At 70.8% G+C, this 12702-nt stretch carries 9 protein-coding genes; 1 reads left to right on the top strand and 8 read right to left on the bottom strand.

Translation table 11 applies throughout. From position 1 onward, the window contains the following. Positions 1 to 3: 3 nt before the first annotated feature. The 8 genes from D452_RS0111885 to eccD form a co-directional block, all read right to left on the bottom strand. A complete protein-coding gene (locus tag D452_RS0111885; protein ID WP_017544370.1) occupies positions 4 to 360 on the bottom strand; it encodes a hypothetical protein in 357 nt (118 codons plus the stop codon). 87 nt (positions 361 to 447) lie between these two features. Further along, positions 448 to 753: a YbaB/EbfC family nucleoid-associated protein gene (locus D452_RS0111880; RefSeq protein ID WP_275040725.1), complete on the bottom strand. Its 306-nt coding sequence runs from the start codon at positions 751 to 753 to the stop codon at positions 448 to 450. After that, entirely contained in the window at positions 674 to 4102 is a 3429-nt protein-coding gene (locus D452_RS31700) for a hypothetical protein (protein ID WP_051061293.1), read from the bottom strand. The genes D452_RS0111880 and D452_RS31700 overlap by 80 nt, the downstream gene beginning before the upstream one ends. Positions 4103 to 4185: 83 nt before the next feature. Next, positions 4186 to 4659 (bottom strand): hypothetical protein, encoded by a 474-nt coding sequence (locus D452_RS0111865; protein ID WP_017544368.1) that lies wholly within the window; start codon positions 4657 to 4659, stop codon positions 4186 to 4188. 127 nt (positions 4660 to 4786) lie between these two features. Next, on the bottom strand, positions 4787 to 5089 hold the full coding sequence (locus D452_RS0111860) for a WXG100 family type VII secretion target (RefSeq protein WP_017544367.1): 303 nt from the start codon (positions 5087 to 5089) through the stop codon (positions 4787 to 4789). Between the two features lie 73 nt (positions 5090 to 5162). Beyond that, positions 5163 to 5492 (bottom strand): WXG100 family type VII secretion target, encoded by a 330-nt coding sequence (locus D452_RS0111855; RefSeq protein ID WP_017544366.1) that lies wholly within the window; start codon positions 5490 to 5492, stop codon positions 5163 to 5165. Between the two features lie 25 nt (positions 5493 to 5517). After that, entirely contained in the window at positions 5518 to 6969 is a 1452-nt protein-coding gene (gene eccB, locus D452_RS0111850; RefSeq protein WP_017544365.1) for a type VII secretion protein EccB, read from the bottom strand. Positions 6970 to 6994: 25 nt separating this feature from the next. After that, positions 6995 to 8392 (bottom strand): type VII secretion integral membrane protein EccD, encoded by a 1398-nt coding sequence (gene eccD / locus D452_RS0111845; protein ID WP_017544364.1) that lies wholly within the window; start codon positions 8390 to 8392, stop codon positions 6995 to 6997. 367 nt (positions 8393 to 8759) lie between these two features. On the opposite strand from eccD, the gene D452_RS0111840 reads away from it, so the two are divergent. Then, on the top strand, positions 8760 to 12702 hold a 3943-nt coding region (locus D452_RS0111840), incomplete at its 3' end, for a type VII secretion protein EccC (protein WP_026129212.1).

The raw sequence follows: 12702 nt of genomic DNA, 5'->3' as shown, positions 1-12702 counted from the left end.
GGGTCAGTGCCTCCCGCTGGTACCACCGGTACCGCCCTGGATCCCGCCCAGGCGCGTCGCGGTGTCGATGCCGTACTGCTCGGAGCGGCCGAACTGCTTCGCCGTGTCGATGGTGGCCTCGGCGGTGTCCTCGAACGCCGTACCGAGTGTCTTCAGGAAGACCGCGAACTCGTCGCGCGCCGGGAGGTAGTTGGACTCGAACGACTTGGCGACGGCGTCGCCCTCACCCCAGCACTCGCCCAGGGCGTCGGCCGAGGTGGTGTACCACTGGTCGATCGCCCGCACCTCGGCGGCGAGCTGGTGGATCTCGGCCCCGTCCCTGGCTACTGCCTCAGGGTCGATCGAGATGCGTTCCGACATGTTCCCCTCCTTGCTCGTCCCTGTCCCGTCTCCGTCGTCTGGCCGGGAGCGGGGAAGGCACGTCCCTCCCCCGCTCCCGGCCGTCCGTCACTTGGGCGCCCGCACGTTACCCAGACCCAGTTCCTCCAGCAGCGCGGTGGGGTCGCCCGCCACCGCCTGCTCACGTGCCGCCGAGTCGCCCGGCACCAGTCCGCCCATGGCCGTGGAGACCTGCTGGGCCACGTCCCGCCGGGCGCGTTCGACAACCTCGATGATCGCGGCGGCGAGTTCGGCGGGTGCCATCATCCGGTACTTCTCGGTGTGGAACCGCATCTCAGCGATCTCGCCTCTCGCGTTCACCGTCACGCTGAGCATCCGGTCCTTGGACGCCGCTTCGGCGGTAACCGACTCCAGGTTTGCGCTTGCCTCCGCCAGCCGCTCCTGGCTCTGGCGAAGTTGTTCGAGTGACCTCTCCATCTGACCCTGCAGGGACATGTCCAACGCTGCTCACTCCCTTGTCTTTTCGTGTTCCGGGGCGTCCGAGTGAGGCGGGGCCGCCCCGTGCGGTGGTGCCCCACACCTTCTCGTCCTCCGAGAGCCACGTGGTGCGGCTGCGTTCCTGGCCGCCGCCACCGCCGCCGCCACCGGCACCGCCCATCCCGCCCGGAGGCATCATGGGCATGCCGGGGGTGCCCGGGGTGCCGGGCGTTCCGGGGGTGCCAGGGCCTCCGCCCGTGGCGGATCCGTCCGTTCCCTGGCCCCCGCCGTAGCCGCCGAACGGGCTGGTCCCGCCCGGACCGTTGCCCCGGCCGCCTCCGCCGCCGTCACCGTTGCCGCCCACGGAGCCGGAGTCCGAGCGGGGGGTCATGCCACCGCCCGAGCTGCCCGGACCGGAGCCGGACGAGGAGTTCACGTCGCCGGGCCCACCGATGCCGCCGATACCGCCGGGGCTGGGGAATCCGCTGCCGCTCCCCGAGCCGGAGCCCGAACCGGGGCCGGACGAGGAACTCAGGTCACCGGGCCCACCGATGCCACCGGGCGACGGGTAGCCGCTGCCTCCGCCGCCTCCGGAACCGCCGAGGACGGGGGGACCGGGGATCTCGGGGCGGTTCGAGCCGCCGCCGATCTCGCCGGAACCACCCGGGATGGGCGAGCCGGACCCGTTGCCACTGCCACCGGAACCGCCCATGATCGGCGCGTCCGGAAGCCCAGGCCGATCCGCGTTACCCGGACCACCCAGATCACCCACACCACCCGGAATGGGGGAACCCGATCCGTTGCCACTGCCACCAGACCCGCCCATGATCGGCGCGTCCGGAAGCCCAGGCCGATCCGCGTTACCCGGACCACCCAGATCACCCACACCACCCGGAATGGGGGAACCCGATCCGTTGCCACTGCCACCAGACCCGCCCATGATCGGCGCGTCCGGAAGCCCAGGCCGATCCGCGTTACCCGGACCACCCAGATCACCCACACCACCCGGAATGGGGGAACCCGATCCGTTGCCACTGCCACCAGACCCGCCCATGATCGGCGCGTCCGGAAGCCCAGGCCGATCCGCGTTACCCGGACCACCCAGATCACCCACACCACCCGGGATGGGCGAGCCGGACCCGTTGCCACTTCCACCGGAACCGCCCGAAGACAGGTCCAGGTCACCCTCGGTGGATACGCGACCCGGAGGCGGCGGCACGCTGCCGCCCCCCGCGCCACCCGTGGAGGAGGAGAGGTCGAGGTCCCCGAAGCCGCCGCTTGGCGGTCCCCCGGTAGAGGAGGACGGGTCACCGCTGCCACCGTCGGAACGCGAGCCGTCGGGGTTCAGGATGCTCCCGTCGGGAAGCCGAATGCTGCCGTCGGAGAGCCGGGCGCTCCCCTCCGGAAGCGGCGTACTCCCCTCGGGGATCTGCCCGCTGCCGTCCGGGGGCCGCGTGCTGCCGTCTGGGTTCACGACGGTGCCGTCCGGGAGACGTGTACCGCCGTCGGGAAGCATGGTGCTCCCATCTGGGAGCGGGGTCCCCTGCTCCCGGCGTCCCGAGTTGTTCGAGCCGCCGCCGGCACCACCGCCGCCCAGGCTGCCCATACCGGGCGCCACCGGCGGCGGGAAGAACCCGCCCGGACCGCCACCGGACGAGGAGGGGTCGCCTCCGATCCCGTCGAGGGGACCTCCGCCGGGACCGCCCACGCCCTCACCGGGGCCACCCCCACCTTCGCCGGGGAAGGTGACCGAGCCGTTGACGGGAGAGAGGGGCGTTCCGTCCGGGGTGTCCGAACCGGGTGGGTTCGGCGGACCGTTGAGATCACCCGACCCGGGCGAGGGTGGACCGTTCAGCTCACCCGAACCCCCGGGCACGGGCACGGGCCCGCCACCACCGGAGCCGGGACCACCACCGCCCTCGGGCACGGGTCCCCCATCATTGGGGATATCCGATCCACCGCTGTTGGGTCCCTGGCCGTTCAGGTAGTCGTTGACGATCTCGTCGATGGTGCGGCCGTCGCCCAGAGGCCCGTTTCCACCACCACCGCCGCCACCGGCTCCGTCCCCACCTCCGGTACCGTCTCCACCGCCGCCGCCCTCGCCGCTGCCGCCGTTGAGGTACTCGTCGATGATGTCCTGGATGGAGCGGCCGTCACCGTCGCCGCCGCCACCATCGCCGTCACCGCCGCCGCCCTCGCCGCTGCCGCCGTTGAGGTACTCGTCGATGATGTCCTGGATGGAGCGGCCGTCACCGTCGCCGCCGCCCTCACCACCGCCACCTCCACCCCCGCCACCGCCTCCGGGCGGGGTGACCGTGACGGGAGTGAAGGGCAGGATCTCCGACGCGGACGTGCTGTAGGTCGTCGAGACCGTGGAGATACCCTCCGTGGCCGCCTTGCGCAGGTCGGCCAGGTTGTCCCACCAGCGTTCCTTGATCTCGGTCTCGAAGGTCTCCCAGGTGGCCTTCTCATCGGTCCGCATACCGCGGATCTTGATGATGCTGTCCTCCCAGGTGACCTTGTCCCGCTGCTCCTCCCACCAGTTGCGGATGGTCGAGCGGGGACTGCGGTCGGAGCTGCTCTGCCAGTCGTTGAAGGCGCCGATCACCGCTTGGAGGTAGGTGGGGTTGGCAGCGAGGCGCGCGGAGTTCACCGCGTCGATGGCCGGTTCGACGTAGGAGGCGATGTGCTGGAACTCCAGGGCCAGCTTCCTCAGATACCCCCGCAGGGCCTCGGCTCCGGCGCCCTCGAACTTCTCGTTGCCCGGCTTCATCTCCTCAGCGAGGGCCCACATCTCGTCGTAGCGGGCGGTGGAGAAGTCACGGAAGTCACCGAGGTCGGTTTCGATGCGGCTGAGGACACCGCTGTTGAAGGTTCCCGTCCCGACACCGGGGTTGGAGGCGGCGTTGAGGATGGTGCGCATCGGGTCGATGAAGTTGCCCCACACCGTGCCGTCGGTCCCCTTGACGGCGTCGTTGATGTGGATACCGGAGTAGACCGCGTAACCCCACTCGTAGCCACCGAGCAGTTCCGCGTCGGAGGACCGGCTTTCGAAACCGAACCACTCGTCCGCGTTCTTGGGGTTGTTGACGTTCCAGAAGTAGTTGCTCAGCCAGTTGGTGTCCTTCACCGCCTGGGCGGAGCCCATCTTCGGAGCCGAGCCCTTGTCGTCGGCGTCGGCGAAGGCGTTGATGGCGTGGGCCATCTCCTTGACATCGGCGGTACCCCCGGCCTCGGGCGCCGCGGGGTCGGTCCCCTCCTTCTCGGGAAGGTCCTCGTCAGCCATGGAATTTCCTCAGGGGCGGGTTCGTGGGGCGAAGGGGTGCTCGGGGGAACAGAGCGGACGGACGCTGTGCCGAGGGCCTCGGCTCAGGACGACTCGGGGGTCTCGTTGGGCGAGTCGTTGGGGCCGTTGCCGCCACCGCCGCCGTTACCACCACCGCCGCCGCCACCGCCGCCGCCACCGCCGCCCGTGGGCGCACCGTTGGACATGATCTGGCCGACCTGAGTGGCGTCCAACTCGGCGTCGGACTCCAGCTCCTCGTAGGTGAGCGCACTGTTCCGGATCCCGGCGGACATCCCGACCAGGCGGGTCTCCAGGTCGGTGACCAGGGTGGTGAACTGCGACAGCACGCCGCCGACCTCCGAGGAGAGTGAACCGGCGTAGTCCAGGTAGTCCGGATTGCCGAAGGGCACCTTGGGGGCGGAGGCACCCTCGCCACCCGGGTAGAACTCGGACGCCCGCGTCTTCATCTTCGAGACCTTCTCCCGAAGCGGATCAATGTGCGCCGTCTGCAACGTCTTGAGATAGTCCAGCGTGACCTTGGTCTTTTCCTCTGACACGTCCTGCCCCGTCCTCTCCTGTCCAGCTCTTCGTCAAGCCGTGGTGCGGCGTCATCCGGTGTGGGTGCGGTGTTCCCTCGGCCGCGGCGTGGCCCGAGCGGACCGGCGCCGCGGCCGAGGGGAGCGATCAGCGGCGGGCGTTCCAGTTCCCGGCTTCCTGGAGGTCGCCGCGGCGGTAGCGCTCGGTGATGTCACCCAGGGAGACCTGGGCGTGGCCCAGCAGCGCGCGCATGTCGGCGACGTTGCGCCGCCAGGACAGGAGCCGCTGGTCGTACTGCTCGGCGGCCTCACCGATCCAGTCGGACTTGACGGCCTGGACCTTGGCGTCCAGCTCGTTGATGGCCTGCTCGATGATGTCGGTCTGCTTACGCAGGTCGATGCCCGCGTCGTCAGCACCGCTGTACTTGATCTCGAATCCGTCCATGGACATGGCTCCGGTTTCTCTCGGTGGTGCGCCCCCGGTCGTGGGGGCGTACGGATCAGGTCGGTCAGATCAGGTCAGGTCAGCGAGCGACGTCGGCCTGGTTCGGGTTGAGCTGGGTGATCCAGTTGGCGGACAGCATGTTCTCGTCCTCCATGGCGTGGAAGTTGCGCTCGGTGCCGCCGAGGATGCCGATCATGTCGTTCATGTCGTTGGTGATCAGGCGCAGCTCCTCGAGCCACTTGACCAGCGCGGTGTCGTACTGGGTGGCCGCGCCGCCCTGCCAGTTGCCGCCGAGCAGGTCCCGCACGCCGTCCACGCCGGTGTAGACGCCGTTGCACGTGGTGTGGGCCGTCTCCATGGCGTCGCGGCCGGTCCGCATGGCCTGGTCGGTACTGCGCATCATCGACATGGGAATCTCCTGGTTCTGTGGGGCGTCAGTCGGAAAGGCACCGGGGTTCCCCCGGTTCCGCGAGAGCGCCGACGGGTTCCGCGGCGGCCTGCGGGGTCAGGTCGGGCCCGGTCGGCAGCAGGTCCAACAGGGCGGTGGACACGGCGGAGGCCCCTCCTGGCGCGTAGCCCAGGGTCTCGGCCGCCTTGGCGTCGGGCACCGCGTACTTGGCTCCGGTGTCGGTGACCAGGAAGTAAGAGCCGCGCAGCGCCGCCCCGCCTGCCGGAGCCGCCCTGACCAGGCCGCCCTCCCCGGACGGGATGTCGATGAGGTCGGGGGCGGTGCAGGCGGCCGTGCTGCCCGACGGGGGCCGGGCCGCCCGCCCGCCGATGTCGGCCGGGGAGGTGAGCGCCAGCGCCAGCGCGCCGTCACCCTGGTCGATGACGCACAGCGCGGCGCCCTGGGGATCGGTCAGCGGCGGCGGCACGGAGGGCAGCCCGTCACCGGTCACCGGTTCCGCGCCCGACAGGTGGGAGCGCAGTTCGTTGACGGTGAGTTCGACCGGCGCGGGGTCGCCGCCCCCGTAGGCCTCCTCCGCCGTGAGCGGGTGCCCCAGGATCAGGCGGGCGTGGGTGGGGTCGGTGGGGGTCAGCCCGTCCCGGGTGAGGACGTAGAACTGCTCCGATCCGCCCTCCGTGGCCGGGACGCTGAAGACCTGTCCCACGCGGGTGTCGGCTCCGCTGACACGCGGCCCGTCCTCCCCGCGTCCCTCGACGTCGAGTGCGGCGAGTCGGGGCCCGGCGGGCACGCCGTCCAGGACGGCCGCGGCGACGGGGTGGGCCACGGCCGTGCCGTATCCCAGGGACTCCAGGGCTCCGTTCTCCTCGTCGATGGCCAGGCGGGTGCCCTTCCACAGCAGGTGGGCCTCACCGCCGGGTCCCCGGACCAGGACGCCGTCGTCCTCCCCGACCGGGGAGCCGAACGGGGACCGGCCCAGGGTGAGCGAGGTCAGGGTCTCGACGCCGTCCCCGGTGTTGACGGTGGTGGCGCACACCTGCCAGACCATGGAGCCCTCGGCGTCCGTGGCGGGGAGCCCGTCGGGGGCACCGGCGATGCCCAGCGGGGCTCCCACGGGGGTGCCCTCCAGCGAGTCGGCGGCGACCTGAACCGGTTTGGGGTTCGATGCCAGCAGCAGGGCCGACGCCTGGTTGGACACCGGCCAGAGAACGCCATCGGAGAAGACGTACCGGCCCGCGCCGCCCTTGACGGCGACGAGCGTTCCCTCGTAGCGCCAGGAGGTGGCGCCGCCCGGGAAGATCAGGCCGAAGATGAGGAACCCCACGCACAGCAGCACCGCGAGGATGAGCCCGATGAAGGCGCCGTTGCGGGTACGCCGCAAGGGCGCCTCGACGGCGTCCGGATCGGCGGCGGCCATGGCCGTGGAGAGTCGGCGCACCATGAACGAGTGCGCCTGTACCTGGTCGCGTCGGGTCTGCATCAGACCACCCGCCTTCCGCTACGCGTCATCCGCCGATCCCCCTCAGCAGCGCCAGCAACCCCAGGTTCCCGGGAATCAGGCACACCAGGACGATCGCCGCGAGACTCTGGATGAGCTCGCCCGCGCGTCCCCAGTGCGGGATGGGGCGGTTGCCCGGCACGGACCAGGCGGCCAGGAGCAGACCGAGCGCCGCGACCAGCAGCAGCCCGAACAGGACCATGCGGGCGGTGTCGCCGCCCACGAGCCCGCCGCCGACCGCCATGGCCACCAGCCCGTAGACACCGGCACCCAGCAGGCACACCCGGTGCCACACACCGCTGAGCCCGCGCGACTGGAGCAGCAGGATCAGCGCGACGCAGACGCCCGCCGTGGAGGCCAGGCCGCCCGGGTGGGCGGCCAGCACGGTCATCGAGGCCGCGCAGACCACGGCGACGACGACCAGCAGGCCGCCGAGGTAGTGGTCCGCGCGCTGGCTACGGGTGCGCACGTCGCGAGCCGGGTGGGGATCGATGTACTCGCCGAGCTGGCTGACCCCGTCAGGCAGCGGAGGCAAGCGCATCCCCGCCAGACGGAAGGCCAGGGCAGGTGCGAACGAACAGAGCAGCAGCACCAGGGCGGCGGCCGAGACGGCCACCCCGGGCGGCGGGGCGTTGTCCCAGAACATGAGCAGGGCACCGGCGGCGGCGGTGAACAGGGCCGTGCCGATGATCGCCGTGAAGAACGGCAGGCAGGCGGCGACGGCAGCGATCGCAAGGACCGCGGCGCCGGTCGCCGTGGACGCGCCCGAGAGCATCCGCGCGCCGGTGAGGGCGTTGCTGGGGTCGCCACCCGGGAGCGTGGCCCCGGCGAACGCCATGAACAGCACGGCGGCGCCGCCCGTGACGGCGGCCGCGATGGGCGCGTCGAAGGCGCGGGCGGCCGCCCCGGCGGCGAGCAGCAGGAGCAGCCCCGTCGCGGCGGCGGTGGCGCCCGCGATCCAGGTGGGGCCGAGCAGCGTCAACAGGCCGAGGGCACCGGCGAAGCCCACGGCGGCGGTGCCGGTCAGAGCCCGCCTGGAGACCCGTGGCCCCCAGCCGTCGGAGCGCTCCGACAGGGTGTCGGCCAGTCCGTCGACGAGGTCGTCGAAGTGGATCTCCGGCATCTGGTCGGCGCGTTCGCGCAGGTACAGGGTCTCGCCGTCGGTGAGGCCGAGCGTCTCGACGGTCTCGGACTCGTCGAGCGGGGGTGAGCCCAGACGTTGGAGCACCCACCCTCCGTGCTCGAGGCCGCTCTCGTCGAGGTCCTCGTACTCGTTCTCGGCGTAGAGCAGGAACGTGGGCAGCAGCTCGGCCAGCGGCAGGTCGCACGGAACGGCGATCTCGAAGGAGGCGTTGGGCGCGCGCACGACCAGGCGGCAGAGATCGGCGGAGACGACGTCCGACATCGGTCCTCCTCGCTGGACGACAGTGGCTGGGTCGGTTTACGGGTGTGGGATAAAGACACCCGTGGAGGGGGAGAAGGCGGGGCTGCGCCATTCCTCGGCGGAACACCCGGGGGCAGGGGTACGGCGCACCCGAACTGGAAATGCTGAGCTAGACTAGCATCACTTCCGGAATTCCGGTCATGACGTTTCGGAAAACTCTGCCCCGGGGATACCGTTGCTCATTTGAGCGCCCCAGCCCCCTCACCCGGAGACCGAATCCGGCTCTAGGGTTCCCCCATTCGAGCCCGTCGGAATTGCCCCCGGCCGGTCCGCCCGCCGCCCCTGTCACGAATGGCACCTGACCAGGGGAAAGAGAAGGGATACGCTGATCAGCACCATCCTCGTCCGCAGGCCGGCGCGTCGACCCGGCCCCGAGCCGCCCGACGGCGAGCTCTCCCTCCAGGAACCCCCGGTCCTCCCTGAGCAGGAGAACAGCATCTCGGGGGTCTTCATGTACCTGCCGATGGCACTGAGCTCGCTCGCGATGGTGATGATGTTCATCCGCCCCGGCGGGGGCGGTGCCCTGGGCACGGCCATGCCCTTCATCGCGGGCGGCATGATGCTCGTCGGCGCGGTGGCCATGGTGGGCGGTCAGATCCTGCGCGTACGGATCGAACGCAGTCGACGCCTCTCCGGTGACCGTCGCGACTACCTGCGCTATCTCGGCCAGATGCGCGGCCGGGTGCGGGACGTCGTGGTGGCCCAGCGCGAGGCGCGGGCGTGGAACGGCCCCGACCCGGAGGCGCTGTGGTCGCTGGTGCGCACGAGCAGGCTCTGGGAGCGCCGCGGGGCGCACGACGACTTCGCCGAGATCCGCATCGCCGTGGGCGAGCAACCGCTCCAGACGCGCATCGCCCCGTTGTCGACCAAGCCGGTGGAGGACCTGGAGCCGCTCAGCGCGCACGCGCTGCGCCGTTTCATCAACGCCTACGCCACCGTCGCGGACTTGCCGGTCTCGCTTTATCTACGGGGATTCGCGCATCTGGGTCTTCGCGGCGACGCGGAATCCAGCCGTGCAATGGTGCGCGCACTCGTGGGTCAGGTCACAGTTTTTCACGCGCCAGATGAATTGCGTGTTGTCGGCTGTGTGAACGGTGAGCGAATGGCCGACTGGGAATGGATGAAATGGCTTCCGCATTGCATGCATCCGACGGAGCGCGACGGCGCGGGCCCGGTCCGGCTGATCGCCTCCGACGCCATTGAGCTGGAAAGACTCGTCGGTCCCGCGCTGGCGGACCGGCCGCCCTTCGACCCTCAGGCGGCGCCCGGTCGTGACGAGCCGTTCACGGTCATCATCGTCGACGGCGGAACCGTGCCGCAAGGGTCGAGATTGCTCAGCGGTGGCTTTCGCAACGCGATCGTGATCGAAGTGGGCACCGAGCGCATGTGGGACGGAGCGCCTCACACACTCTCACTACGGGTCGAAAAGGATTCCGTGGAGATGAGTGAGTTGGACCGTACCGGACGCGAGTCCTTCTCCCACCTCGGACGACCCGACTCCCTGGACCTGCACCGGGCCCGTTCGCTGGCCCGCATGATGGCCCCCTACCGGGTGAGCGTCGCCGCCGACGTCGTGGAGCCGCTCACCACCGACTTCGACCTCACCACCCTGCTGGGCATCCCGAACCTGCACACGTGGGACGCCGCCCGCGAGTGGGAACGCGAGCGTCCGGAGAGCCGACTGCGGGTGCCCATCGGCATCGCGGCCTCGGGTGCGCCCCTGGAACTGGACCTCAAGGAGTCGGCGCTCGGGGGGATGGGACCGCACGGGATGCTGATCGGCGCCACCGGTTCCGGCAAGAGCGAGCTGCTGCGTACGCTCGTGCTGTCGCTCGCGCTGACCCACTCCTCCGAGAAGCTCAACTTCGTCCTGGTGGACTTCAAGGGCGGCGCCACGTTCATCGGCCTGGACAAGCTGACCCACACCTCGGCGCTGATCACCAACCTGGCCGACGAGACCTCCCTCGTGGAGCGCATGCAGGACGCCCTGCACGGCGAGCTGATCCGCCGCCAGGAGCTCCTGCGCTCAGCGGGCAACTTCAGCTCGGTGCACGAGTACGAGAAGGGCCGCCGGAGCGACCCGACCATGGAGCCCATGCCCACGCTCTTCGTGATCGTGGACGAGTTCAGCGAGCTGCTCGCCGCGCACCGGGACTTCATGGAGCTGTTCGTGATGATCGGGCGCCTGGGCCGAAGCCTGGGCGTGCACCTGCTGCTGGCCTCCCAGCGGCTGGACGAGGGTCGCATGCACCAGCTGGAGAGCCACCTCTCCTACCGGATCGCGCTGCGTACGTTCTCGGCCATGGAGAGCCGGGGCGTGCTCGGTGTGGCCGACGCCCACCAGCTCCCTCCCGCGCCGGGTTCGGGTTACCTCAAGTCCGACACCGAGGAACTCACCCGGTTCAAGGCCGCCTACGTGTCCGGGCCCTACCGCGCCAAGCGGCGTGCGGCGCGGGCGTCGACCGCCGCGCGTGAGATCACCCCCTTCCTGCCCGGGTACGTGGCCGGGCCTCCGGTCTCAGCCGTGGAACCCGAGCCGGAACCGGTGCAGGAGTCGGACACCAGCCTGCTGGAGACGGCCCTGGAGGCGGTGCGGGACGTCGGTCCCCCCGCGCGACAGGTGTGGCTGCCGCCCCTGGACCAGGCCCCCACCGTGGCGGAGATGCTGCGGTCGGAGGGCGCGACCTCACTGCCCGCGTGGGGAACCGACCCGGTGCTGACCGTGCCGGTGGGTCTGGTGGACCGCCCCTTCGAGCAGCTGCGGACCCCGCTCACCGCCGATCTGCGCGGCGCGGGCGGGCACACGGCCGTCATCGGTGGTCCGCAGAGCGGCAAGAGCACCCTCCTGGTCTCGCTGATCAGCGCGCTGGCGCTGACCAACACCCCGGAGCAGGTGCAGTTCTACATCCTGGACTTCGGTGGCGGCACACTGCGCGGTGTGGCGGACCTGCCGCACGTGGGCGGTATCTGCGGGCGCATGGACCTGGAGCGGGTCACGCGCACCGTCGCGGAGATGACGGCGCTGCTGGGGCGCCGTGAGCAGTTCTTCGCCGAACACGGCATCGACTCGATCGGTGCCTACCGGCGCCGGCGGGCGGCCGGGGAGTTCTCCGACCAGCCCTACGGGGACGTGTTCCTGGTCATCGACGGCTGGGCGACGGTCCGCGCGGACATGATCGACATGATCGCCGAGATCACCCAGATCGCCCAGCGGGGCCTCAACTACGGCATCCACCTCATCGTGGCCTCCCCGCGCTGGGCCGACGTGCAGTCCAGCCTGCGCGACCTGCTGGTCACCCGGTTCGAGCTCCGGCTCGGCGACGCGGTGGACTCGGCGATCAACATGCGCCAGGCCGAGAAGGTCCCCCGGATTCCCGGGCGGGGTCTGACCGCCGAGTACAAGCACTTCCTGTCGACACTGCCGCACATGGAGGAGGGCCCCGAGGCGTCGGTGGCCGACGTGGTGGCCGCCGTCAAGCAGCGGTGGGACGGCCCGTCCGCTCCCCAGGTGCGGCTGCTGCCCCTCTCGCTTCCGGCGTCGGACCTGCCTCCCCCCGAGGACGGCCCGAAGATCGCGCTGGGTCTGGAGGAGCGTCGTCTGGAGCCGCTCTGGCACGACTTCTCGGTGCTGCCGCACATGCTGGTGGTCGGGGACAACGAGAGCGGCAAGACCAACCTGCTGCGTCTGGTCACCCGCACCATCCGGGAGCGGTACAGCGCCACGGAGGCGCGCGTGGTCGTGGTGGACCCCCGACGCGGCCTGTTCAACGCGATCCCCGAGGAGCAGCGTCTCGGCTACGCGGTGACCGGCGAGAGCGCACGCGAGATGATGATGGCGGCGGCCGCGGCGCTCAAGCCCCGGCTGCCGGGCCCGGAGGTCACTCCGGAGCAGCTGCGCGAGCGCTCGTGGTGGACCGGCCCCGAACTGTTCGTGGTCATCGACGACTACGACCTGCTGAGTTCCGCGGGCGGCGGCGGACCGCTGTCCCCGCTCATGGAGATGCTGCCCCACGGCGCCGACATCGGGTTCCACCTGATCCTGGCGCGCGGTGCCGGCGGTTTCAGCCGTGCCATGGGCGAACCGGCGCTGCGGATGCTCATCGACGCGAACACGCCCAGCATGGTGCTCTCCTGCCCGCCCTCCGAGGGTGTGCTGTTCGGTTCGCTGCGACCGCAGCGCCTGCCCCCGGGCCGTGCGCTGCGCTTCGACCGCCGCGACCCGGTCAAGGTGCAGCTGGCACTGGACCCGGAGACGGAGGAGGCGGCCGCCC

The sequence above is a fragment of the Nocardiopsis prasina DSM 43845 genome, from assembly GCF_000341265.1.
GTDB lineage: Bacteria > Actinomycetota > Actinomycetes > Streptosporangiales > Streptosporangiaceae > Nocardiopsis > Nocardiopsis prasina.
This window is presented reverse-complemented; position numbering and strand designations above follow the sequence as displayed.